We start from the raw sequence: 23,550 nt of genomic DNA on the forward strand, positions 1-23,550 counted from the left end.
TGTAACATTGTTAACATTAAACTGGCTTTTCGTCTGTTCCATTAACAGACGCGGACTCGCTTCCGCGCGCTGTGGGCTCCTACCTTGGGCGGGTCAGCGCATTGCCTTGGGAGGACCGTCTAAAGGCGTGCGTGAAAAGGGAGGACACCATGACACCATTTATTACCCGAGCTGCAACAGCACTGGGCATCCTGTCGGCGAGCGCTTTTGCCGCTGCCGCCGCAGACTGCGCCGACCGTGGCGCGCTGGACGAACTCTATTGTGACGCCAACGGTGATCTGGTTGCGGATACCCCAACCGACCCGGCAGAGCTGCGCAACCCGGACACCCTGGTTTTTGCCTATACTCCGGTTGAGGATCCGGCGGTTTATGCAGATATCTGGGCGCCCTTCATTTCCCATATGGAAGAGGTTACCGGCAAGAATGTGCAGTTCTTTGCGGTGCAATCCAATTCCGCCGAGGTGGAGGCCATGCGCTCGGGCCGCTTGCATGTGGCGGGTTTCTCTACCGGGCCAACACCCTTTGCGGTGAACCTTGCCGGGGCGGTGCCCTTTGCCATCATGGGCGCAGAGGACGGCCAGTTTGGCTATAAGCTGCAGGTCTTTACCCAGGCAGACAGCGACATCAAGGAAGTGAAAGACCTGGCAGGCCGCCGGGTTGCACATACCTCGCCCACCTCCAACTCAGGCAACCAGGCGCCACGGGCCTTGTTCCCAACGCTGGGTGTGGAGCCTGACAAAGACTACGAAGTGACCTATTCCGGCTCTCACGATCAATCCATGCTGGGTGTTGTGGCAGGTGATTATGACGCGGCCCCCGTTGCATCCGAAGTGGTTGAGCGCATGGCAGAACGTGGACTTTACGACGCTGAGGATGTGCGGATGATCTGGGAAAGCGATCCCTTCCCAACCACCTCCTTTAACCTGGCCCACAACCTGGACCCGGCGCTGGCCGATAAGATCAAAGAAGCCTTCTTCACCTTTGACTTTGCCGGCACCAAGCTGGGGGACGAATTCTCCGGCGTGAGCAAATTCATTCCAATCACCTACCAGGATCAATGGGCGGTCATCCGCCAGATCCAGAAATCCAACGGTGTGGAATACACGCCGCAAGGGCTCGCTGGTAAGTAAACAGACCCTTCCAAAACACCCCGGACAGCGCGCGATCGTTGTCCGGGACCATTTTTTCCAGCCTGGTGCGTCCCGCTGCGGCGCGCGCCATTGGCACGGCTGCGCTATGCCCGAGGACCCCCAATGCTAAAAATCTCAAAGCTGACCAAACGATATGGCTCCGGCGATCCTGTGCTCAAGGAGCTAGACCTGACCGTCGAAGGCGATCAGTTGACCTCCGTTATCGGCTCTTCCGGGGCTGGCAAAAGCACGCTTTTGCGCTGCATCAATCGGCTGGTTGAGCCCACATCAGGCTCCATTGATCTGAACGGCACCGAATTCACCACCCTGAACCGCCGCGAGTTGCGCACTGCGCGCCGCCGCATTGGTATGGTGTTTCAGAGCTTCAATCTGATTGACCGTCTGACGGTGATGGAAAACGTCCAGTCGGGCCGTTTGGGGTATATTTCCACCTGGGCGGCGTTGACCCGCCGCTATCCGCGCGACGACATCCGCCACGCCTATGAACTGATGGAGCGGGTTGGCATTGCCCATTACGCCGATAAACGCGCAGATGAGCTGTCGGGCGGCGAACGTCAGCGGGTCGGCGTGGTGCGCGCCTTGATGCAGCGCCCAGAAATTCTGTTGGCGGATGAGCCTACGGCCTCGCTCGACCCGAAGACCTCCGAGCAGATCATGTCACTGCTGCGCGATCTGGCCTCTGAGCTGAAATTGCCGGTGATCATCAACATCCACAATGTCACCGAAGCCAAAGAATACAGCGACCGCATTGTCGGCATGCGCTACGGACGGATCATTTTTGATGACCTGCCGGGCAAGCTGGACAAGCCTGAAATGGATGAAATCTATGCCGGGGTGCCGGCCATGGATCGCGCCGAAGTCGGAGCCGTGGCATGAGCACCGATAGAACCAGCTGGCGCAAGCCGGCTTTTATCAAAAACCCGACGCTTCGCTACGGGATCTATGCCGCGCTTGCCATCTATGTTGTTGCCACCCTGGCCACATTGCCGATTGATTGGGATCGGGTCTCTGACGGGATGCGCCGGGCGCAGCGGATCTTTAACGGGGCTTTTCCGCCAAACTTTGAACGCTCTGGCCTGTTGATCGACGGCTTTCTGGAAAGCCTGAAGATTGCCATTCTGGCAACCGTGGGCGGCATTGCCCTGTCGGTGCCGCTGGCCTTTATGGCGGCGCGCAATATCTCGATCAAGCCGATCTACTTTCTGGGGCGTGGCATCATTATCGTGGCGCGCAGCTTTCACCCGGTGATTGTCGCCATCATCTTTGTCAAAGCGGTTGGCTTTGGCCCCTTTGCCGGCGCCTTGACGCTGGTGGTCTATTCCATTGGCTTTGTGGCCAAACTGCTGGCCGAACGGATCGAAGAGATCGACTTTGGCCAAGTCGAGGCGATGCGCTCGGTTGGCGCGGGTTTTCTCTCTACCCTGGTCTACGCAGTGATGCCCCAGATCATGCCACGGCTTGTGGGCCTGGGCATCTACCAGTTGGACAGCAACTTGCGCGCCTCTGCCGTGGTTGGGATTGTTGGGGCAGGGGGCATTGGTGCCACCCTGGCCAATGCCTTTGGCCGTTACGATTATGATTTTGCCCTGGCCATCACCATGGTCATTGTCGGCGTCATTCTGGTGTCAGAGGCGGTGAGCGGATTTATCAGAAAGCGGATCGCATGATGGACAGTCAACCTTTGCAGCAGACACTTGACCATTGGTCCCGCTTTACCCTGCGCCAGCGTCTGATGCGCTATGGCGGTTTGATGTTCACCCTGCTGATCGTGGCCTGGGCTCTCAGCAGTATTGACGTAATCTGGGAATGGGTCTGGGACGCGCCGACACAAATGGGCGATCTCTTTGGCCGGATGATGCCACCAGATCCCAGCAATCTGCCGTCGATCCTGGAGGCCATCTGGCAGACCGTGAACATCGCCACACTGGCCACCATGTTTGCCGTCGTGGTGTCGCTGCCGGTTGCCTATATTTCGGCGCAGAACACCACCCCGAACCGGGTGACCCTGTGGATTGGCCGCTTCATCCTGGTATCGTCCCGTTCGGTCAACACCATTATCTGGGCGCTGCTCTTTGTGGCTATCTTTGGTCCAGGCATTGTTGCGGGCATTGTCGCCATCATGTTCCGCTCTATCGGCTTTCTGGGCAAACTGCTGGGGGAAGCCATCGAAGAGATTGATCACAAGCCCGTCGAGGCCCTGGAGGCCTGCGGAGCCTCGCGGTTCAAGATCGTGCTCTACGCCATTGTGCCGCAAGTGATGCCCGCCTTTTTTGCCATTTCGATCCTGCGCTGGGACATCAACCTGCGGGAATCCACGGTGCTGGGACTGGTAGGCGCGGGGGGCATCGGCATGATCCTGCAGGGGGCAATTGATACCTTCAACTGGCCCGAGGTCTCGATGGTGTTGCTGACTATCCTGGCGCTTGTTGTCTTCGGAGAGGTGGTTTCCTCTTACATGCGCAAGAAAATCCTATAAGCCTTTTGGCGGCCAGTCCTGCTGGCCGCCAGATGTATTTAGTTTCAAGGCACCCCCAATGATCGACACAAAATGGGCTTTTCAACGCTATGAGAGCCTGCGGGCAGCCTTGCCCAGTGCAGCCTTTTGTCAGGATTCCCGCACCGGGCGCGATCTCAGCGATACAGCGCCAGATTTTGACGCCTATATTCTGGATGCCTTTGGGGTTTTGAACCGGGGCGAAACGGCCATCGAGGGCGCGGTGGAGCAGATGGCTGCGCTGCGCGCTTTGGGCAAACGGCTGATCGTTCTGACCAATGCGGCCAGCTATACGCGCGGCGAAATTCTGGCAAAATACCATCGGCTTGGCTTTGACTTTGACGCCTCTGAGGTGGTCTCCAGCCGTGATGTTGCTTTTGCCAATCTTCCCACATTGCCACCGTCACAGGTTTGGGCCGCAGCCGCGGCCCAGGGCGATGATTTCAGCGATGCGCCGGCCACGGCCCGGATTGCCCATTTGGCTGACAATCCTGACCTGCTGAACACTGCCGGTGGGATCCTGCTGCTGTCCTCTGCCCGTTGGCGCGAGGCTGATACCGCTGCGGTGGTGCAGGCGCTGCACCACCGCCCCCGGCCGCTGGTTGTCGCCAACCCGGATCTGGTCGCCCCGCGTGAGGAGGGGCTGTCGTTGGAACCTGGCCTGATTGCACATGACATCATTGCCCAAACGGGCCTGCGGGCCGCGTTCTATGGCAAACCCTATGGCAATGCCTTTGAGGTCGCCCTGAACCGGCTGGCGGGCATCCCCCGCCACCGCATCGCCATGGTGGGCGATACGCTGCACACCGACGTTCTGGGCGGCGCAGCGGCCGGTATTGGCACCATCCTTATTACGGATCACGGTTTGTTTCGCGGCCACGATGTCGCGCCCTTTATTCGCAGTTCTGGGATCCGCCCGGATTGGGTGGTTGCCACGACCTGAAGACGTCGTGGTCTGTCTGGAGCGGTGGGTCGCTAACGCTGTCGGGTCTTAGGAGAACCGGTTCTGCGCCAGGGTGTCCCTGGGAGAGCAGCCAAATACCTCACGGTAGGCAATGGAAAACCGGCCCAGATGAAAAAAGCCGGCTTCATAGGCGATGCCACTGACCAGGGTGTCTTTGGGCAGCGACTGTGCCAGCAGATGCGCATGGTTCAGGCGTTGTCGTTGAAGAAAGCCAACCGGGGTGCAGCCAAGGCTTTGTTGAAAACTCAGTTGCAAGCTGCGGATACTGCAGCCTGCGGCAGCTGCGATCTGGGCCACGGTGATCGGATCGGTCAGGTTTTCCAGGATATAGGTGCGGGCGCGATTGATCTGCGGTGACGACACCTGTGGTTGGGCCTGGGTCATCAGATGATGCACAGTGCTGGGTTGCGCCATCAGAAACCCTGTCATCAATTCCTCTTCGAACAGGGTTTGGTGCTTATGCTGGCTGTCTCCGAAGGCGCCTTTTTGGTCGGCCACAGAGACGGCAGCCCGGAATTTTCTTTCCCAGCTTTGTAGCGCAGGTGATTCCAACTGGACCTCGGGGTCGAAAACGATGGGATGAGACAGCGCATGCCCCAAAATTCGCTCGGCCATCTGGTGCAACGCGGTGGCGTCAATCTGAAGCAACAGTTTCTCACAGCCCCCATACCAAACCATATGGGTGTCGCGCGTTGGGTTGAGAACCGACCCGGTTCTGTGTGTTGCCTCTACCGTCTTGCGTCCATTGCGGACCTTGGCGGCGCCAAGCAGTGGAATTTGCACAAGATAAAAGTCACTCAGCTCTCCGGGGTTGATCGTCACATCACAGCCATACCGCATGTAATTCAGCGACAGGCTTTGACCTTGGGCCTGGCTATGACAGGCGTCAAATCTGTCATGCGCGGCACCTGGGATCAGATCGTGATCGCAGAATTGTTCAGCTACTGAGGCGCGCACAAGGTCAACGTCAGTTGACCGCAACAGGCGGTGCCTGCGCAGGGGGTCAGCCGATTTGCTTAGGAATACAGGTCCCATCCCAAGCAGCCTAAAAAGTTTTAAACTTAAAGCAAGCACTTTTGAGAATGCATTTTTTTGCGCAATTTGGACAAAGCAAACCGAGACTGCGCAGTACGCTGTTTGTGACATTTTGTCATAACAGGGAAAAATAACATGAAAGAAACAGCCGGAGTTACGTCAACCGACACAGGTCTCGAAGGCGCCGTATGGAACGTCGTAGGCCAGATTTACACCCCCAAACTGCACTCGGACAATGCCATGATCTGGCACGCGGTGGTGCCTGCAGACACCTTTGTCCCGCCGCATGTTCATCCGACCCAGGATGAATGGATCCTGGTCGTCGAGGGCAACCTGGAAGTGGATTTTGGCTATGAAGAGGGCAATGTAAAACCCAACAAAGCCGGACCAAGCGATTTGATCCGCATGCCGATGGGCCTGGCGCATGGAGTTTTTAACCGATCAGGGGCCGAGGCAAAATGCGTCTTTGGCGTGGCTCCGTCGCGCAAGATCTATGATCTGTTCTGTGCCTTGGATGGGGTAACGGAGCCAGAAGAACTGGTGCGTATCTCCGCCCTGCATGAGGTGGACTTTCTGCCGCCACCCCCAGAGGCGTAAGGAGAGCCCAGATGGTGAGTAGAAAAACAGTTGCCGTCATTGGCGGCGGTGTTGCGGGCCTAGCCGCAGCCAAGGCATTTGACGAAAAAGGCCACCGCGTCATCGGGTTTGAACGCAGTCACGATTTTGGCGGCGTCTGGGAATTGTCGCGCTCCTACCCTGGTGTGCAAACACAAAGCCCAAAGGAGCTGTATCGCTTTACCGATATGGCGATGCCGGATGCCTATCCGCAATGGCCAAAGGGTCCGCAGGTGCACGCCTATATCCACTCCTATGCCGCCAAGCACAAGCTTGGTCGGCTGTATCAGCTGCACACGGATGTGGTGGGAATGGAGCGGCGCGCCGATGGCAAGCCGGGCTGGACGCTGACGCTGGAGAGTGCAGGGCGAACCCGCAAGCAAGACTTTGACTTTGTTGCGATCTGTACCGGACAATTTTCCTATAAGAACATCATTTCCCACCCCGGACAGGAGGCATTTATCGCGCAGGGGGGGCAGGTCATGCACTCCTCGGAGTATACCGATTCAGAGACCGCACGGGGCAAGCATGTGGTGGTTTTGGGGGGCTCAAAGTCTTCAACCGATATTGCGGTGAACGCGGCGGATCATGGGGCCAAACAGGTGACCATGGTCTACCGCAAGAACGTGTGGCGGGTGCCTTACTTCATTGGCGGCATCAACTTCAAACACCTGCTCTATATGCGCGCGCAGGAGATGCAGTTTAACAGTTGGGGGCGGAGCCCACTGCAAAAGCTGTTTGCCGCAGTCACCAAGCCGCTGGTCTGGGCCAATTTCCGCGGGCTGGAAACCATGCTGAAGCTGCAATTGGGGCTGAAGAAATGGAACATGGTGCCGGATACACCGATCGAGAAAGAAGCCTCTTGTTCGCTGCCGCTGGTCACGCCGGGATTCTTTGAAACGCTGAAATCCGGCAAGCTGAACCTCGTTCAGGGGTCGATAGACCACTATGAAGGTGACAGCGTGGTCTTCACCAACGGAGAGCGGGTAAAATGTGATGTTTCGGTTCTGGCCGTGGGGTGGAAACTGGGGGTTCCTGTTTTGCCCGAGGCATACCGCGAAAAGCTGATGGAAAGCGACGGTCAGTACCGGGTCTATCGCCTGTCGGTGAACCCGGATCTGCCTGAGGTGGGATTTGTCGGTTTCAACTCCAGTTTCTGTACCATTTTGTCGGCGGAAATGATTGCCAACTGGCTGGTGCGCTATGCGGATGGACAACTTGCTCAACAACCAAGTGCGGATGAGATGAACAGCAATATCGATATGATGCTGAACTGGCGGCGCAAGGAACGTCCGGCTGCTCAGGTCTATGGCGGCCTGTGTTCGGCCCCGTTCCATTTCAAGCATTTTGATGAATTGCTGGCGGATATGGGGGCAACCAAGACCAAGCGGTCAAACCCTCTGGCTGAACAGTTCTCGTTTCCCGATGCGGACGCCTATGGTGAATTCCTGGCTTCGGCGCCCAAGTATCAGGCCGGGTAACGGATGACAAAAACGGAGTATAGTGACATGCGCGATTGGGATGATGCCTTCAACAACATGGGGCATGTCAAAGGCTCTGATGCGCTGCCCGGTTTCTGGGCAGCGCGCGCTGCAGATTACCGCAAGGGACCGGTGCGGATCGACAGCGATATTTCATATGGCGACAGCGCGCGGGAAGTATTTGATCTGATCTGGCCGGACACCCCGCCCCGTGGCGTTCTGGTTTTTGTGCATGGCGGGTTTTGGATGCGGCTGGACAAATCCTATTGGACTGATCTGGCAGAAGGCGCGCGGGCGCATGGCTGGGTGGTCTGAATTCCCAGCTACACCCTGACACCAGTGGCGCGGATTTCAGAAATAACCAAACAAATCGCTACAGCCATCGAGGCCGTTGGACACCGCGTTGATGGCCCCATTCGGCTGGTAGGCCATTCGGCGGGGGGACATCTTGCGACCCGAATGATCTGTTGCGACAGCCTGCTACCACCCAAAACATCTGCCAGAATTGAAAAGACGTTATCAATCAGCGGATTGCACGATCTGCGCCCTTTATTGCGTACTGCGATGAACGCGACCCTAAAGCTGACGGAGGCGGAAGCCGCTGCCGAAAGCGCCGCCTTGCGACGACCGATTGCTGGGGCCAAGGTCACAGCCTGGGTTGGTGGCGCGGAACGGCCAGAATTTTTGCGCCAATCGCAGCTTCTGGCGATGATGTGGGATGGCCTGGATGCGGATACCAATCTGGTTGTCGAAAAGGGTCACAACCATTTCACCATTCTTGACAGCATGACATCGCCCAATTCCGCCCTTTGCAGCCAGTTGGCCGATTAGGCAACATGAATCGCCCCGGTTTTACCGGAGACCTATAGCTTCATTTTACGCAACCATATCGAGCACGTCACGCTGCGCATCGAAGTTCTGTTCAGCCTCCGCTGTTTGGGATGTTTCCGATGGGGTCGAACAGGCGCCGGTGATTGAACCAATCGACCCAGCAGAGTGTTGCGATTTCCAGATCCTGCATGTTGCGCCACGGTCCTTGGCGATGGACCAGCTTAGTTTTGTTGAGACCGTTTATGCGCAGGTTGCGCACTTTGCAAAGTCTTGCCCTTTTCCTAAAGCGGACCTTCAGTGACACGGTCACAATATTTGTTTTAAACCTACTTAGGTCAGGTCTCTTTCATCCTAGGCTCGCTCGCAACGCTGTATGTTTCGGTCATTTTTCCAGATTTTTTTGCAGGCGAACTGCGAGATTTGGGCATCGAAATGTTCGGACCTTCTCATAAGAAACATCCCTTTTCAGCGCGAGGCTGATGGAAGCCTTATTCCGCATTCAATTAGGTTCGCCTTCTAAGTACGCCCTTACCACTTCAACAACCCCCGTAGGATTGTCCCGCCATTCCCGCAAGGTGACGGTCACAGCCTTCCATCCAAAAGCTTCCAGCAGAATGGCACGTTCAGTCAAAACTTCTAAAGTGGCATGGGTCGCATAGGTCTCTTTGCTATCGATCAGAATGGCCAGCTTAAAGTCGGCTTCATCTGCCTGGCGGACGGCGACATCGACGCAAAAGCGGGACATGCCGTGGTTGACCACCGCAACAAATTCGCGCTCTTGCAAGGCTGCGGCAATCTGTTCTGCGGCCGCATTTACAGGTTTTTCGCTCCGGTCCGCATTGCTCATCACCGCCTTAAGCGCCAGACCTGCTCCTTGCTTATCTCCGGTTGAGGCAAGTTGCGCATACCGCAGGAAAGTCTTCAGCGCGTTGGCACCTGCATTATAGTCGTTGGTGATCTGCTCGGAGGTGATCGACGACACAACGATCATGTTTTCCTTCGCACGCGAAAAGATGACATTCAGACGCTTTTCGCCTCCGACCTTGTTGATGGGGCCAAAGTTCATCCGCATCTTGCCATTTTCCGGCGGAGCATAGCAGATCGACAGCAAAATGATGTCTCGTTCGTCGCCCTGCACATTTTCGAGGTTCTTTACGAAAAGCCCGATGAATTCGCCATCTCTTTCGCGTTCAAATTCAGTTTCGAGCTTGCGAGAAAAGTCCTTGTCAGTACGTGCCAGATCTCTCAAAGCATTTTCAATCTCGGATTGCTGCGCCTCCGAGAAGGCAACGATGCCAATGGTTTTTTGACTTTTCTGAGCAAGGATGTCGCGCAGCAGATGGGCGATATAGCGCGCTTCTTCGGCGTTTCGCCGCAGGGCATAAACACCGTCATTGATCATATGGTAGGAAATCGGACGCGCCAAAACCTCGGATGCGGTTAGCGGAGGAGCTCCTGCGTCCAACACATCGATCTGAGGTTGCTGCTGCCGGTTGTGTGTAGCCGGAATGGTCAACAATTGCCCATTGTAAAAGGCCCCGTTGGAAAAGCTTATCAGCTCCTCGCTGCGCGATCGATAGTGCCAGCTGAGCATGGTCGATTTCAACCGTTCCGCCGCAAGGGTCAGAAAGCTGTCCTGCTCCAACTCAAAGTTGAGATCTTCTTCAGCATCATCAAACTCCTCGGCAGCGTCACTACTGCCAAAGAATCTCGACGGCGGCAGTTGCATCTCATCTCCCACAACGATGATCTGCGGCGCACGCATCAATGTTGGCACCGCATCTTCTACTGGAATTTGCGATGCCTCGTCGAAGATCACCACATCAAACAGATCGGAATCAAGTGGCAGGACATCCGCCACAGAAAGCGGGCTCATCAACCAGATCGGCTTGATGTCCGGTATCAATGCTCCGGCAGGACCACCTAACATTTCACGTGGCGACCGATAGGCGCGGGTCTTTTTGAATTCATGTTCTAATGCCCGACGCGCCTTGGCATAGGATGATTTGCGCGCCCGGTCTTCCATCGACAGGTTGCGATCCATTTCAGCAGTCAACGCGATATGGCTGTCAAAGGTTTCCATAGCGCGCAGTTCCAGCAAGGACGCATTGACCTCTTGAAGCGCCTTCCGGCTTTCTGCGATCTTTGTGCGCGCCCGTTCCAGCATGGAATGATCAATAGCTGTCAGGCCAGGGGTCTGGAGCAGGCTACGGCGCACCGTCTCTGACAGGATTTCTGCGTGCAACTGATCTGTGGGTAAATCGAGGTTGCGCAAACAATGCCAGATCGATGCAGGCGCTTCTGCCAGCGGCTGCAACATGAACTTCAGATCACGCAAATGCGGCCGACTTAGTGCGAGCGCATCAAGCGCCGGGGCCAAATCAGACAATGCCAATGTATCCAGCCCATCAATCAGACCGGTTGCCTCTTCCAACAGCCCTTCGACCACCGGAGCGTGGCGGGCCAAAGCCAGCACCTGACGCTCCGAATTGGCCGGATCGCTCACCACCTTGGCCAGGATCGGGTCTGCTGCGGCTCCTTCTGCCATCCTCCCTGCGGCCCGTTCTGCGACCAGTTTGGACAGGGCCCCAAAATCGTCAAATCCATATCGCCCAGCAGCTTGCCGCTTGGTTTCAGCCAGGGCCTCTTTGGCTGTATGTTCAGCATCAAGCTGCGACAAAAGATCAACCACAGAGGGTGCAACTGCGGCATCCACCGTCCGGGTGCGTGCCGAAATGGTTTTCTTCAATTGCCGCCAAGGGCCAGACAGGAATGACAGGAGCTTGCCTTCCTTGTCCTGCGCCAGCCGCAGCGCTGTTTTGGTTTCATCCGGGGTCAGTCTCTCGGTCCAGGCGGATGCTTTTTCAGTTGCCGCAGCCAAGGCACGCTTTTTCTCCTCTACCAGACGCAATTCGCCTTTGAACCGGCGGCTTTCGCGGCTTGCAGGGTCCAGCAGGCCTAGTTGTCCCACCTCCGCCATTGCGGCAACGCGCGCAGCAAACTGAATTTGCGCAAAGCCAGCACCCGTGGTGGTGATCTCACCAAACAGATCGGCATCTATCCCGCTCAACCGCTTGGCGCGTGACGCCAGATTTGCGGCTCGTTCCGGCACCTGATCCAGGGTCTTGTCATCCGCCCAAAGTGCCGGGGTCAACAGTCTTTCGGGCCGTTGTGACAGACATTGCCCCCCTGCCAAGCCTTTGGTTCCGGTCAGCGCGCGATCTACTGCATCCTCATACTCCAACCAATCGGACAGATCAGGCAACAGGTCCCGATCATTATCATCCAAACCCATGGCAGGGGCGCTCAGCGCGCGGTCAATCACGGAATAAAGCGCTTCATTGGTCCCAACCGCCGCGGAGGACATGGCCTTGATGTGCACGCGCACATCAGCCAGCGCTTCTGAAATACGTCGTAGCAGTGCCGTACGTTCATCCGTCAGCATGGCCATGGTCGTTGGACGAGCTTCACTGGTCCAGCGCGTGTAGATCTCTTCCAGCTCTTGAATGAAATCGCGCTTGTTTTGCTGACTGTCGTGCACAAGACTACACAGAGCCCCAAGGCCCACACCCGTCAAACGGTTGAACACCACATCAAGAGCGGCGCGTTTTTCACAAACGAACAGCACACGTTTCCCTTGCCCGATGAAGTCCGCAATCAGGTTGGTGATGGTCTGTGATTTGCCCGTACCCGGCGGGCCCTGAATGACATAGCTTTCCCCACTGCGGGCATTCAGAACCGACTTTTCCTGACTGGGATCCATTTCGATGACTGGATAGCGGTGTTCCGGTTTGGGCAGGCTGGGAATGCTGCCGGTATCAAAATTGCGGTCATTGAAGAGCAGATCAAAGGTCGCATTTGGCGGCAATTCACCTGCCAAGACGGAATCATAATCCCGCACCAGCGACATTTTTCGATAGTTAAAGTTGGCAAGGGTTACCGAGCAAAGATCAAAGCTCCAGTTAAAGCGTCCATCAGTGTCCTGCGCCGCAGAAAAGGTTGTCGCCTCACGTTCTGTCATCGCAGGGTCGACCACGTGAGAGGTACTGAACATCCGCGGAAGTGCGCGCCCCATCACGGCCTGATTGGGAGCCTGTGCGGGGGTAACATATTCTTTGAATAGCTGTAGCCCCAGCGGGTTAAACCCCGGATGCTCATAGGAATAGCGCAACCCAGATCGCGCCCGCCTGCCTTTAACCATGCCAACGCGGCGCTTGTTAAACTGATCTAGTCGGCGGCGCACCTTCTGGTGCAATACCTTGATGCGTGGTTTGTCGGCATATTCCAGGCGTACACCGGGCTCGCTGGACAAAATCTGGGTCTCGATAAGTTGATAGAGATCCTGCAGAGCCTCCGGTTGGGACATATCCACCGTTCTGGGCAGTTTGGTGCCAAACAGCTTTTCCAGCGCAAAGGACAACGCTGGATTGACCTCGGCCACTGTATCAAGCGCTTTTAGGGTGAAGACATCCTTTACCCCCTTGCGGCGCTTCAATTCTGCCCGCAGCAACAGCAGCGGCGAGGAAATCGGCACATGCGGGTCGTTCTTCAAATCATACCAACGCAGGAATACGGGCACCAAGCGTAGTGGAGCTGCGCCATATTCCCGCGCAACCCGCGCACTTTCTGAGCGTAGCTTGGACAGGACTGATGGCGCAAACTGCATCTCTTCAAATCGAATGTAATCCCGCAAGGCAACTTCTTTGCCCGACAGCAGCATTTGCATGGCACGGCCATCGGCGGTGAACAGGTCTTCGGATTTGATCGCCTGAAAATTCATCACCAAAGGCACGGAAGTTTCTGTCAGGTTCAATTCGGTCGAGACAGGCTTGTGGTAGATCAGCCGATTGCGCCTGGTCATATCATATAGCCGTGCGCGCAAACGCTTAAGCAACTCACCTCTTGGCAAATCGGCCTCTGCCCCGAATGAAGCGCTCGTTGTCAGTTCATTGTCAAAAACCGACCCGATCATGCGATGGTTTTCAAACGCGCGGATCAGGGTGGGCATGTCCTGTGCTCGGTTAAACCGTTCCAACTCTGTCATGCGCTCGATTGCGCGACAGATCACCGGGCTAAGCCGATTGTTCAACTGGGCCAGATCACTGCGGTAGCGGGTAAAGGTTTCGAGCTGCTCCTTCTGCCGAAAGTCAAGACCGGTCGCCAGCGAACCGATGATCATTCCCAGCCCATAGATATCAGTGATCGGGTCGTGATGGCCCGCTTCGATTTCCCAGGATCGGTACTGGGTCAAAAAACACGGGCTGGCTTCGGCATCCTCTGCAACTTTTGCGTCATGCACTTCTGTGCCGATCGCATCATCAGAAGTCACCCTGAGCTCACTCACGACCTTGATGCCGCTCTTGGCCTGCAAATCCTTGCGGCTGCGAACTGCGCGGGCCGATGCCGGTGCTCTTGCTTCCGACTGAATAAAGAACAGATGGCCATGATCCGTTTTTAGCTTAGCCAGGGGAAACAACGGAGCCACTTGCCCGGCATCATGCGCCTCTGCGACCTGCTGCATCAGGGGTAAAACGGCGGCCAACAGGTCCTCATTCCCGATTGAATGCGTCTCATTCCAGCTTTCAAGAAGCTCAAAGAAACCATGTTTGGCAACATCAATCATTGGGCACCTCCACAAGCGCCTTGCGCAGTGACGCTAGCTTTTTCTTGGGCACACCAAGGTCCTTGATGATGCGCGGGGTAATCGCATCCGACAGCCCGTACTTGTCGGCAAACTGCATTGCCTCTAACAAGGGGTCGTCTTCAAGATCCGGATCCGCCGCTGCAAAATCTAGCAGAACCGATGCCATGTAATCCTTCACATCCTCGCTTGCCTCAGTCAGGCGGGACAGGTCCGTGTCTTCGGATGGGATCGTTGTGCGGTCAAAATCTGGGAAGTAGGCGCGGGCGTGCGCCTCGATCTCCTCAGACTGAGCCCAATCGGCGCTCAGAAATTTCTGGATCATCAGGCGCGTCAGATCGGTCAGTTTGCGCTGCGCCAGCAGGTCCAGCCGTTCCAACCGATCATCACCTTCCACCAACTTCGGAAGACGCGCGTCGGCGGTCTCTTTGTCCTTGGCCCAATCGGCAAGAGCAATCGCACGGATGTAGGTTTCGGGATGTGTCCCCCCCTGCGAGCCGTCCTTCTTGTTCAGATCAAGCGCCTCCGCGGCCTGTTCGAGATAGGTTTCAACCGAAAACTTCTTCAGCCCGGACCCAACCTTGATCAGCAAGGAAATTGCTGCATCCCGGTCCTCACAGACCATAAGCCCGACCCGGTCAGCAAAAATCTCCTGATAGATCTGCGACAGCCAGAGCGACTGCAGATGCGCAGGGTGTGATCCGTTTTCCCCGCAAATCCACCCCAGCATCCGATCAGCCGTGAAATACCGCCCATCCTCGCGGGTCTTGTGCAGGTAATGCGCCATCTCATGGCCCAGCAGGCTGCGCAACTCAGCGTCGCTGAGGATATCAATGGTCTCGCCCTCGAACATGATGTTGATCTCATTGGGAGTATAGATCAACGCAGCATTCCGGTGACTTCCCGTGCCCTGAAAAAGGTTGAGCGGCACGTCAATCGCAAGCGTTTCTTTCACTTCGCCCGCGATAGCAAACAATCTGTCATGCGACCCTGCGTCCAATCGCACTGCATTTTTCAGCAACATCAGTCGGTTTTCATCAAAGGCCTGTTCTGTCAATTTGTCAGAGGCAAACCAGGCCCAGATATCGGCCTCTTCGTGCTGCAAAAAATCGGCGAGCGCGTTGTGGTAATTCAGGAATGGCGGGATTTCGGACAAAGGCTTTTCTCGCGTAAGAACTGAATGATCTGGTCAAAAATGAAGGGAGCATAATATTGCCCACCCATGGCAATAAGGAACTGACCAACCATCATCAAGCCGCAAGAGGCTCCTGACCGGGGACAACTGTCCCAGTCTTGCCCAATTTTCGCAATAATCGCGCAGAGGCCCAGCAACGTTCAGACCAGTGTGAACTACGAACGGACGGATATTCTAGCTTCGGAGGTCTGTTCTTGCCGCGAATAACTAGCATTTGTCGGTGGCTGGAAGGCAGCAGGGAAGGCGTTGTTTCAGTTTCAGCACAGTGCAAGCAAAAGGCTGATGTGCACCACATCATGGCTTTCTTGCTCGTCACGACTAATGTTCTCTACCTGTGGCCGTTAATTCAAGGGTATATTTCGGTCTCATCGGGTTCATGGTTCTCTTTGAGGTCGGCGTTGCCGCCTCATAATGGCGTCGGGGATGCTATATTGCATTGCGATCGTGATACTCTCCACAACACGGACCTATCCACCGGTGTCAGTCGGGTTGGCGAACGTCCGGTTCCGCGAGGTTTATGCGGAGTCACCAACCGCATTCGTGGGCGCCTTCGTGAACGGACTTGTCGTGACGGTTCTGTTAAATGTCGTGCCCTTCGGTGAAAGTGTGCTGGGGTTTGAAGCCTCGACGATCGCCATTGGAAACGGCGTGGCTTACTTGGGTCGTATCCGGACCTTGTGAGTCCGAACTGTGCAAGTCTACGGCCTGCTATCGGGCCTGGTTGAACGCCGCCACGTCCAGGCGATGCTTGCGGAAAAAGCGGAAACCCCTGCCGCAGCGAATAACCTTCGCAAGCGATTGATCCAGCTATTGGATCACGCTATCAGCTTGGATTGGCGTGGGGACAATCCCGTTCGGGCGACTAAACCCTATTGTAACACCGGGACTGGTTTTCATTCTTGGGAAGAAAAAGAGATCGCGCAGTTTTTGCGGTCTACAAACCCGGCACATTGGCCCACCAAGCAGTTACCTTGATGCTCTACACTGGCGCGGCCCGCGTGGATGCCGTGCAACTTGGTCCTGAAAACTTGCGTGGCGACCGAATTGAATATCGCCGTCAGAAAACATCCCGTTCGGGTGGTATCAAGGTAAGCATCCCCCTTCACGCCGATCTGGCAGAAGTCTTGGATGCCGGGTCCTAGCTGGCAACAAGCAATGGCAATATACGCTCTGCGGCCGGATTGGGCAATGCGATGCGGGACTGGTGCAATGAAGCAGGCCTGCCCAAATGCAGCTCACATGGCTTGTGTAAAGCCTGTGCCCGCAGATTGGCAGAGGCCCAAGCCACCACGCATGAAATCGCATCTGTAACCGGCCACAAAACACTGGCTTTGGTGCAGCTCTATACCGAAGCAGCCGGTCGCGAAGCATTGGCGAATTCTGCAATGGAAAAGCTGATTGCCCGCCCAAACGGAAATAAAAATGTGACGAACCGAACAGGAAAGTTCGCCAAGATCGCAGATAAGCATATGAAAGGACGGGAATAATGGGAGGAAATGGCGAGCCGTGGAGGACTCGAACCCCCGACCTGAGAATTAGAAGTTCCCTGCTCTAATCCAGCTGAGCTAACGGCCCGCACTTGTCTCGGCTGTATCAGTCAAATCCTCTGCCTTGTCAACTTGCTAGAGAAATGGAATGGCGGCCCGAAAAAAAGAATTTACGTTCGCAACCTTACCCGCTGGCAACAGACTGCCGGCGACAATTAGGGCTGTCGTTTCAATTGGGGTCGCCGTTTCAGAGGTGCCTTGAAAATTCTGCATGACCTTCAATCTGGGGCCATGGCTTGGGCGGTTTTTAGTTTGGTCTCATTGTCGCGACCAGTTCCGCGACCTTCAGGCCAAATTTGCGCATCTCTGACTTGTTCATGATCGCGCCATCGGCGGTAAGGTACATCCAGTCTGTGGCCTGCAAGGTGTGTCCCCCGGAATCTTCGGGAAGAATGATCTCATAGCGCAAGCGGACGGTTGACCCGGAAACCACTCCCTGTGCCTCTCCCACCAGGTCATCAGCTGTGGCGGTAAAGGTGTTGTTTGGTCCGAGGGTCAGATACCATTTCCGGCTTTGGGTTTTCCCATTGGAATAGGTGAATTCTTCGCTCAGGGTGCCCGTGTCCCCGTCCCAGGTGCCGACCATTTTTGCTACAAAGCTGTTGGTCATCTTGCCATTTGGGCCAAAGATCAACCCTTCGGACAGGATCTCGCCAGATAGATGGGTCTTGAGATCAAACTGCGGGCCGGTTCCAGCGTAATCCTGTGGTGATTGGAACCGGAAACTAAAGAGGTAGGTTTTGGCAACTATGGCCACAAGAAAGATCACGAGGCAGGCGACAAGCAATTTCATCAGGAGGAGCTTTCACTGGGCAGCCGTAGAGCATAGCAAAAGGCTGCGGATTTCAGGACACAAGGAAGGATCGCATAGGCCGCGACAAGCGCCGACAGCGCCTCTGGCGTGTTGTGCGTGCCAGGGGTAAAGCCAAATGCCTGTAGCAGTGGCAAAGTGACTGCGGCTGCAAGGGCCAGGGCAAGTTTTCCGGCAAAGGACCAAATACCGAAGGCCGTTCCCGCGCTTAGGCCTGCTTTGGTCAGGGCAATGCTGAACAGGGCAGGCAACAGCAGCATGTCCGCCCCCAGCGCCGCCCCTGACGCCAGACAGATCAGAGCAAAGCCATAGGCGTTTCCCGGATTTAGAAACCCGGCTCCGACAAAGCTGGCAATGGCCAAAGGCATGGCGATCAACAGCGTGGCTTTGGCTCCGATCCTGTGGCTGACCAGGGTCCACAAGGGCACGCTGAGACCGGCGGACAGGAAGAACAGAACCAGCAGTGGCCCTGCCAGTTTTGGTAAGTTCAGGTAGTCTTGTACAAAAAACAGAAACAAGGTGGAGGTCAGGGCCACCGGCAGACTGTTCAGGACCGCCAGGATCAGCAGACTGGTGGCCCCGGACTGGGACAGGGAGGCATAGCTCAGGGGGCGACCGGCCACCGCAGGCTGTGACCAGACCGGTCTGGTCAGCAGGGCGGTGACGATTGCCACTGCACCCAGCAGCAGGCCAAATGCCCCATAGCCCTGTCCCGCAGCCCCCATGCCAACCAAGAGAGCCGGAGCAATCGCTGCCAAAATCACACCGATCAGCATGCCGCTTTCGCGGAATGCGGCCAGCGTCATTACAGCACGCGGTTCAGCAGATTTGGCAAGGGTAGTACTGCGCCCATAGAGCAAGATCATACCCAGGCTGTAGGCGGAGAACAGCAGCAACAGGATGGGGATCATCTTGGCCAACACATAGGGGCTGGCTTGTAGTCCAAACAAAAGCGGAAACCCCACGGCCAGCCCACCGGCGGCGAGCCAAGCAAAGCTGGACTGCTTTTGCGGCCATCGATCCACGGCCCAGCCGATCAGCGGGTCCTGCACCAGATCAAACAGCCGGATGGCCAGCAAAACACCCCCCAAGGCCCCAAGCCCGATGCCAAGATCGGTGGCGGCATACTGTGGCAAGTGAATGTACAAAGGGATCCCGGCACTGGCCAGCATCAGGGCATAAAGGCTAATCCTTGGATACAGCATCACTGCCCCAGCAGCGCCTGTGTAAAGCGCTCCGAGCGGCTGTTTTCACCCAGAAAGATCTCCATGAACCGGGTTTTGATACCCGCATGAGACAGCGTGCAAACCGCCACATCATTGCGCCAGAAGGTGAGCTGGTCCGGGCCGTTGCTGACGGCCAGATATGTGTCCCCTGGGCGGACAGCCTGATAACAGTTTTCCAGCTGCCCGCGAATGGGCAGGGCATTGCCCATGCGGTCCATTTCGCGCAGGGTGGCCTCTACCAGATCAGACTGGCTGAGATTGCGCTTATAGGTCAGCTCCAGACCAAAATCCTGCGACCAGTCCAGGGGCAGGCCGCCTTTGGTGAACAATCGCGCGGTGTAGATCTGAAGTCCCAGAAACCTAAAGGCTGCCTCGCCGCGTTGCTCGGCGCCGTTTGGCAGGTTGCTGGCCTGGCTGGTTGCCGCAACAAACGGCGCCAGCCAGATGCAGAGGCCGAGTATCAGGCTACGCATGGGCCAGCTCGACCTGGACGACATTCGTGTGCCCAATCGCAAAGGAGGCAGCGCAGATTTCAAGGTAGTACTGCCAGTTGCGGAAAAACCCTTCGTCATAGCCCTGTTCTTTGATCTTGCGTTGCTGCGCGACCAGACGTTCAGCCCAAATCCGGCAGGTTTTGCCGTAGTCCTGGCCAAAGGCAAAACTGTTTTTCACCTGCAGGCCCGCCGCAGTGGCCTGGCTTTCAATCACCCGATCCGACAACAGCATGCCGCCGGGGAAAACATATTGCCGGATGTAATCGGAGGAGGTGCGGTAGGTTTCAAAAAACGAATCCGGTACCGTGATGGCCTGCAGCATGACGCGGCCACCTGCCGACAGGTTCTGTTTCAGGGCCGAAAAGTAGCTGGGCCAGTATTTTTCGCCCACCGCTTCGATCATCTCGATAGAGACGATATTGTCGAATGTTCCCTGCACATCGCGGTAGTCCCGCAGCTGAATGTCGGCGCGGCCATCAAGACGGCAATCGGCATAGCTGTGCTGGTTGCGTGAAATGGTGACGCCTGTCACATCGCGGCCCTCGGCGCTGGCCTGTTCTGCAAAGCCACCCCACCCACAGCCGATTTCCAGCACACGTTCGCCGGTGGTGAGACGGGACAAGACCCGTTCGTTTTTGCGTGACTGTGCCTGGGCCAGATCATCGCCGGTTTCGCCAAAAATACCTGAGGAATAGGTCATGCCTTCGTCGAGCCAGAGTTGGTAAAACTCGTTTCCAACATCATAATGCGCGCGGATATTTTTGCGGGAGCCACGTTTGGAATTGGCCCGCAGCACCCTGTCCACAAGACGAAACTTGGCGCGGTTGAACGGGCTGGCCTGGTCATAACTGCCAAGATGTTCGCGGTTGATCATGGCAAGCGACATCAGCCCCTCAATCGAGGGGGTATCCCACAGTCCCTGAACATAGGCCTCACCCAATCCCACCTGACCATGCGCTGCCATCGCAGAGACCGCTGCCCAATCGCGGATCTGCATTTCGGCCTCTGGTCCGTGATCCCCAAACTGATAGCGCTCCCCGTCGGGGGTCCGCAGGGTCAGTCGGCCCTCACGCAGTCGCGCGCAGGTTTCCAGGAATTGCGATTTCATCGCCTTGTGCGTCAATGTCATGCTGGGATCCTTTGTGAAGCAGTGGTGAGGGCGCATTCATCATGCGAACAATACGCATAGCGCTGGCGATGCCATCTTCGTGAAAGCCGTGACGGTTGTAGGCGCCCGCGAACCAGCTGTTGTTCTGGCCCTGCAGGCCACGCAGATCGCGCTGCGCCCCGAGCGCCGCCTGGTCAAAGACCGGGTGCGCGAACTCAACCCGGTCATAGACCTTGTCGGCGGCAATGGGCCGCGTCGGATTCAAGGTCACAAACAGCGGGTCGCTTTCGGGAATATTCTGCAGGCGGTTCATCCAATAGGTCACGCCAACTCCCCCATCCTGGCTGCGATACGCCCAGCTGGACCAACAGCTGCGACGTTTGGGCATCTGCCCTGGGTCACAATGTAGAACGGCCGTATTGGATTGGTAGCGGATCGCGCCCAGGGCGGCTTTTTCAGCAGCTGTGGCCTGCTGCCCCAGTATGCGTAGTGCCTGATCCGAATGGCAGGCAAAGACGACCTCATCAAAGCGCTGGCTGTATTGCTCCTGCGGCGTCAGGCTTACACCGCGCGTATCTCTGGTTACCGTTTGGATTGGTGAACCTGTATGAATTTTGCAGCCGCGTGCCAGCAGGGCCGCCTCCAGTCGGCGCACATATTCGATGCTACCGCCTTTGACCGTCCACCACTGGTGCTGTCCGGTCCCGGCCAGCAGGGCGTGGTTGCGGAAAAAATTGACCAGGGACTTTGCCGGAAAGGCATCCACATCGGTCACCGGCGTAGACCAGATCGCGCCGCACATGGGCATGAGGTAATGATCGCGGAACCAGGTCCCAAGCCCCAGCTCATCCACCAGTTCACCAATGGTTTTGCTGTCATCCGTCGCCGCCGCTTCGGCTTCTTTGCCAAACCGCAAGATATCCAGCACCATCTTGTAAAATTGCGGCCGGACCAGGTTTTGTTTCTGTGCGGAGATCGCTGCAAGGCTGTTGAGCCCATATTCGATCCTGCCATCGTCGATACTGGCGCAAAAGCTCATTTCGCTTTTGATCACCGGCACGTCGAGGTCGCGAAACAGGCGGGTGAGGTAGGGATAGGTGGCGTAGTTGAAAACGATAAAACCTGTATCGACCGGCTGATCGCCATACTGCCCTGCCAAAACCGTGCGCGCATGGCCCCCCAAACGCGGTGCCGCCTCATATAGGGTCACGTCATGGGTGGCGGACAGATAGTAGGCTGCTGACAGTCCAGAAATGCCACCTCCGATGATCGCTATTTTGCGGCGCGGGCCTTGGGTTTGGTCCAACATGCGGTCCTCATGTGTGATTATGTTTCAAGGAATACGGGGGGGATCGGCAAGCGGATCACTTTTGATAAAGGAAATTCGCAGCGCGGTGATCCAGAGGCCGATGTTTTCCGTAATGGTCACATGATTGAACTTGTATCAGCCCAAACCTATCACAGCCGCCGTGGCAGCCTGGCCAACGCCTTTCGCTATGGGGTCGACTATGTGTTGACGGATATGACCCAAGCGGCGCCACCGCTTTTGTCGCGCAACCGCTTTAATCTGTTCTCGCTGCACGACCATCACCATGGTGGGCCGCGTGGGCAGGGGCAGGGGGTTGTGTGGTTTCGCAATGAACTGCAACAGCGCGGCTTTCCTGTAGAGCAGGCGCAGCTGTTGCTTCTCACCCAGCCGAGCTTTTTGTGGTTCAACTTCAACCCTGTCAGCTTTTGGATCGCCGTGATTGATGGGGAACCGCGGGCGTTTATTGCAGAAGTGAACAACACCTTTGGCCACCGCCACTGCTATTTTTGCGCCCATTCCGATTTCCGCCCCATCAAGCGATCTGACCGGATCGAGGCAGAGAAACTGATGCATGTGTCGCCGTTTCAGCAGGTCGCCGGGCGGTATCTCTTCAACTTTGGTATGACCGAACGCGCCTTCAATATCCGCATCTCATATGAAAATGGAGACGAGGGGGTTCTGGCCACTTTGAATGGATTGAGAACCCCAGCAACAACGGCGGGCCTGGCCAGGGTGGCAATTCGCCGTCCTTTGGGTGCGGTGCGGGTTGTGGCATTGATTTATTGGCAAGCCCTGAAGCTCAAGCTCAAGGGCGCGCCGTTCCTGCGCAAGCCAGAACCCCCGAAACCGCTGATTTCTGACAGCAAGACGTCGAGTATTGGATAATGAGCACGCTGGAGGGAAAGACCTATTGGGTGATCGGCGCAAGCGAAGGCCTGGGGCGGGAGATTGCCAAGGGGCTGGTTGATGCGGGGGCGCATGTGGTTCTGTCCGCCAGATCTGGCAAGCGGTTACAACAGCTTGCTTGGGCTCTTGGATCAGCAACACCGCTGGCGATGGACGTGACCGATGCGACCTCGGTGCAGGACGCGGTAAAAAACCTGGGGCCGATTGATGGTGTGGTTTACAACGCGGGCACCTATGCCCCGATGCGCAGCCAGGAATGGGACAGCCAGACAGCCCTGGGCATGCTGGAGGTGAATTTTTCCGGCGCTGTGCGGGTGTTGGGCCATATCCTACCTGAATTTGTCGCAAAGGAGAGCGGTGATATCACGTTGATTGGATCATTGGCGGGGTATCAGGGATTGCCTGCAGCGGTTGGCTACGGGGCAAGCAAGTCAGCGCTGATCAGCCTGGCAGAAACGATGCGCCACGATCTGCGCGGCAGCGGTGTCACCATTCGCATTGTTAATCCCGGCTTTATCAAAACGCGCCTGACTGACATGAACGATTTTTCAATGCCGCAGTTGATGTCCGCAGAGACAGCAGCGGAGAATGTGCTCTGGGCCATGCAAACGCGGCGGTTTCGCACCGATTTCCCACGACCGTTTTCATGGGCCATCAAGGCCTTGACGCTGCTGCCCGACTGGCTGGTCTATCGCGGCAAATAGGCGGGCCGCGCCATTTCGCCCGGTCCCTGTTTAAGCCA

20 protein-coding genes, 1 tRNA gene and 1 pseudogene are annotated in these 23,550 nt (G+C 56.5%); 12 read left to right on the plus strand and 10 right to left on the minus strand.

The window, feature by feature from the left end; genetic code table 11:
* Positions 1-149: 149 nt before the first annotated feature.
* The 5 genes from phnD (at position 150) to N1037_05650 (ending at position 4,588) form a co-directional block, all read left to right on the plus strand.
* Positions 150-1,130 (plus strand): phosphate/phosphite/phosphonate ABC transporter substrate-binding protein, encoded by a 981-nt coding sequence (gene phnD, locus N1037_05630; protein ID UWS80504.1) that lies wholly within the window; start codon positions 150-152, stop codon positions 1,128-1,130.
* Between the two features lie 123 nt (positions 1,131-1,253).
* On the plus strand, positions 1,254-2,027 hold the full coding sequence (gene phnC / locus N1037_05635; GenBank protein ID UWS80505.1) for a phosphonate ABC transporter ATP-binding protein: 774 nt from the start codon (positions 1,254-1,256) through the stop codon (positions 2,025-2,027).
* Positions 2,024-2,818: a phosphonate ABC transporter, permease protein PhnE gene (gene phnE / locus N1037_05640; GenBank protein UWS80506.1), complete on the plus strand. Its 795-nt coding sequence runs from the start codon at positions 2,024-2,026 to the stop codon at positions 2,816-2,818. The genes phnC and phnE (N1037_05640) overlap by 4 nt, the downstream gene beginning before the upstream one ends.
* Positions 2,815-3,627: a phosphonate ABC transporter, permease protein PhnE gene (gene phnE, locus N1037_05645; GenBank protein ID UWS80507.1), complete on the plus strand. Its 813-nt coding sequence runs from the start codon at positions 2,815-2,817 to the stop codon at positions 3,625-3,627. Before phnE (N1037_05640) ends, phnE (N1037_05645) begins: the two co-directional genes overlap by 4 nt.
* A gap of 58 nt (positions 3,628-3,685) precedes the next feature.
* Positions 3,686-4,588, plus strand: a complete 903-nt coding sequence (locus N1037_05650; protein UWS80508.1) for an HAD hydrolase-like protein — start codon at positions 3,686-3,688, stop codon at positions 4,586-4,588.
* A gap of 48 nt (positions 4,589-4,636) precedes the next feature.
* On the opposite strand, the gene N1037_05655 is transcribed toward N1037_05650, so the two are convergent.
* Entirely contained in the window at positions 4,637-5,590 is a 954-nt protein-coding gene (locus N1037_05655) for an AraC family transcriptional regulator (GenBank protein ID UWS80509.1), read from the minus strand.
* Between the two features lie 189 nt (positions 5,591-5,779).
* On the opposite strand from N1037_05655, the gene N1037_05660 reads away from it, so the two are divergent.
* From N1037_05660 to N1037_05675, 4 genes are all read left to right on the plus strand, one after another.
* Positions 5,780-6,241 (plus strand): cupin domain-containing protein, encoded by a 462-nt coding sequence (locus tag N1037_05660; protein UWS80510.1) that lies wholly within the window; start codon positions 5,780-5,782, stop codon positions 6,239-6,241.
* 11 nt (positions 6,242-6,252) lie between these two features.
* Complete coding sequence (locus N1037_05665) at positions 6,253-7,740, plus strand: NAD(P)/FAD-dependent oxidoreductase (protein ID UWS80511.1); 1,488 nt, start codon at positions 6,253-6,255, stop codon at positions 7,738-7,740.
* 27 nt (positions 7,741-7,767) lie between these two features.
* Complete coding sequence (locus N1037_05670) at positions 7,768-8,055, plus strand: hypothetical protein (protein UWS80512.1); 288 nt, start codon at positions 7,768-7,770, stop codon at positions 8,053-8,055.
* Positions 8,056-8,304: 249 nt separating this feature from the next.
* Positions 8,305-8,571 (plus strand): hypothetical protein, encoded by a 267-nt coding sequence (locus N1037_05675; protein ID UWS80513.1) that lies wholly within the window; start codon positions 8,305-8,307, stop codon positions 8,569-8,571.
* A 45-nt stretch (positions 8,572-8,616) separates the two neighbouring features.
* On the opposite strand, the pseudogene N1037_05680 reads toward N1037_05675, so the two are convergent.
* The 3 genes and pseudogenes from N1037_05680 to N1037_05690 all read right to left on the minus strand — a co-directional run bounded on the left by N1037_05680 (position 8,617) and on the right by N1037_05690 (position 15,368).
* Positions 8,617-8,815, minus strand: a pseudogene (locus N1037_05680) (IS3 family transposase).
* Positions 8,816-9,070: 255 nt separating this feature from the next.
* Entirely contained in the window at positions 9,071-14,194 is a 5,124-nt protein-coding gene (locus N1037_05685) for an AAA domain-containing protein (GenBank protein UWS80514.1), read from the minus strand.
* Positions 14,187-15,368 (minus strand): hypothetical protein, encoded by a 1,182-nt coding sequence (locus N1037_05690; GenBank protein ID UWS80515.1) that lies wholly within the window; start codon positions 15,366-15,368, stop codon positions 14,187-14,189. The genes N1037_05685 and N1037_05690 overlap by 8 nt, the downstream gene beginning before the upstream one ends.
* 1,232 nt (positions 15,369-16,600) lie before the next feature.
* Here N1037_05690 and N1037_05695 point away from each other — a divergent pair.
* Complete coding sequence (locus N1037_05695; GenBank protein UWS80516.1) at positions 16,601-16,894, plus strand: site-specific integrase; 294 nt, start codon at positions 16,601-16,603, stop codon at positions 16,892-16,894.
* Between the two features lie 10 nt (positions 16,895-16,904).
* Here N1037_05695 and N1037_05700 read toward each other — a convergent pair.
* The 6 genes from N1037_05700 to N1037_05725 all read right to left on the minus strand — a co-directional run bounded on the left by N1037_05700 (position 16,905) and on the right by N1037_05725 (position 21,902).
* A tRNA-Arg gene (locus N1037_05700) sits at positions 16,905-16,982 on the minus strand.
* A 219-nt stretch (positions 16,983-17,201) separates the two neighbouring features.
* Complete coding sequence (locus tag N1037_05705) at positions 17,202-17,747, minus strand: DUF3833 domain-containing protein (GenBank protein UWS80517.1); 546 nt, start codon at positions 17,745-17,747, stop codon at positions 17,202-17,204.
* On the minus strand, positions 17,747-18,970 hold the full coding sequence (locus N1037_05710; protein UWS80518.1) for an MFS transporter: 1,224 nt from the start codon (positions 18,968-18,970) through the stop codon (positions 17,747-17,749). The genes N1037_05705 and N1037_05710 overlap by 1 nt, the downstream gene beginning before the upstream one ends.
* Positions 18,970-19,464 (minus strand): hypothetical protein, encoded by a 495-nt coding sequence (locus N1037_05715; GenBank protein ID UWS80519.1) that lies wholly within the window; start codon positions 19,462-19,464, stop codon positions 18,970-18,972. The genes N1037_05710 and N1037_05715 overlap by 1 nt, the downstream gene beginning before the upstream one ends.
* Positions 19,457-20,614, minus strand: coding sequence for a cyclopropane-fatty-acyl-phospholipid synthase family protein (locus N1037_05720; protein UWS80520.1), 1,158 nt, complete (start codon positions 20,612-20,614; stop codon positions 19,457-19,459). The genes N1037_05715 and N1037_05720 overlap by 8 nt, the downstream gene beginning before the upstream one ends.
* Positions 20,553-21,902: an FAD-dependent oxidoreductase gene (locus N1037_05725; protein UWS80521.1), complete on the minus strand. Its 1,350-nt coding sequence runs from the start codon at positions 21,900-21,902 to the stop codon at positions 20,553-20,555. The genes N1037_05720 and N1037_05725 overlap by 62 nt, the downstream gene beginning before the upstream one ends.
* 120 nt (positions 21,903-22,022) lie before the next feature.
* Between N1037_05725 and N1037_05730 the strand changes: the two genes are divergently transcribed.
* Positions 22,023-22,787 (plus strand): DUF1365 domain-containing protein, encoded by a 765-nt coding sequence (locus tag N1037_05730; GenBank protein UWS80522.1) that lies wholly within the window; start codon positions 22,023-22,025, stop codon positions 22,785-22,787.
* Positions 22,787-23,512: an SDR family NAD(P)-dependent oxidoreductase gene (locus N1037_05735; protein UWS80523.1), complete on the plus strand. Its 726-nt coding sequence runs from the start codon at positions 22,787-22,789 to the stop codon at positions 23,510-23,512. The genes N1037_05730 and N1037_05735 overlap by 1 nt, the downstream gene beginning before the upstream one ends.
* Positions 23,513-23,550: the final 38 nt, after the last annotated feature.

It is taken from the genome of Phaeobacter sp. G2, assembly GCA_025163595.1.
Taxonomy (GTDB): domain Bacteria; phylum Pseudomonadota; class Alphaproteobacteria; order Rhodobacterales; family Rhodobacteraceae; genus Pseudophaeobacter.

Bases quoted from the DNA above. Each gene is read 5' to 3' on its own strand.
- N1037_05715 (UWS80519.1), bottom strand. From the start codon at position 19,464: ATGCGTAGCCTGATACTCGGCCTCTGCATCTGGCTGGCGCCGTTTGTT.
- phnC (UWS80505.1), top strand. From the start codon at position 1,254: ATGCTAAAAATCTCAAAGCTGACCAAACGATATGGCTCCGGCGATCCT.
- N1037_05650 (UWS80508.1), top strand. From the start codon at position 3,686: ATGATCGACACAAAATGGGCTTTTCAACGCTATGAGAGCCTGCGGGCA.
- N1037_05670 (UWS80512.1), top strand. From the start codon at position 7,768: ATGCGCGATTGGGATGATGCCTTCAACAACATGGGGCATGTCAAAGGC.
- phnD (UWS80504.1), top strand. From the start codon at position 150: ATGACACCATTTATTACCCGAGCTGCAACAGCACTGGGCATCCTGTCG.
- phnE (UWS80507.1), top strand. From the start codon at position 2,815: ATGATGGACAGTCAACCTTTGCAGCAGACACTTGACCATTGGTCCCGC.
- N1037_05685 (UWS80514.1), bottom strand. From the start codon at position 14,194: ATGATTGATGTTGCCAAACATGGTTTCTTTGAGCTTCTTGAAAGCTGG.
- N1037_05675 (UWS80513.1), top strand. From the start codon at position 8,305: ATGAACGCGACCCTAAAGCTGACGGAGGCGGAAGCCGCTGCCGAAAGC.
- N1037_05665 (UWS80511.1), top strand. From the start codon at position 6,253: ATGGTGAGTAGAAAAACAGTTGCCGTCATTGGCGGCGGTGTTGCGGGC.
- phnE (UWS80506.1), top strand. From the start codon at position 2,024: ATGAGCACCGATAGAACCAGCTGGCGCAAGCCGGCTTTTATCAAAAAC.
- N1037_05660 (UWS80510.1), top strand. From the start codon at position 5,780: ATGAAAGAAACAGCCGGAGTTACGTCAACCGACACAGGTCTCGAAGGC.
- N1037_05705 (UWS80517.1), bottom strand. From the start codon at position 17,747: ATGAAATTGCTTGTCGCCTGCCTCGTGATCTTTCTTGTGGCCATAGTT.
- N1037_05735 (UWS80523.1), top strand. From the start codon at position 22,787: ATGAGCACGCTGGAGGGAAAGACCTATTGGGTGATCGGCGCAAGCGAA.
- N1037_05730 (UWS80522.1), top strand. From the start codon at position 22,023: ATGATTGAACTTGTATCAGCCCAAACCTATCACAGCCGCCGTGGCAGC.
- N1037_05720 (UWS80520.1), bottom strand. From the start codon at position 20,614: ATGACATTGACGCACAAGGCGATGAAATCGCAATTCCTGGAAACCTGC.
- N1037_05725 (UWS80521.1), bottom strand. From the start codon at position 21,902: ATGTTGGACCAAACCCAAGGCCCGCGCCGCAAAATAGCGATCATCGGA.
- N1037_05710 (UWS80518.1), bottom strand. From the start codon at position 18,970: ATGCTGTATCCAAGGATTAGCCTTTATGCCCTGATGCTGGCCAGTGCC.
- N1037_05695 (UWS80516.1), top strand. From the start codon at position 16,601: ATGCGGGACTGGTGCAATGAAGCAGGCCTGCCCAAATGCAGCTCACAT.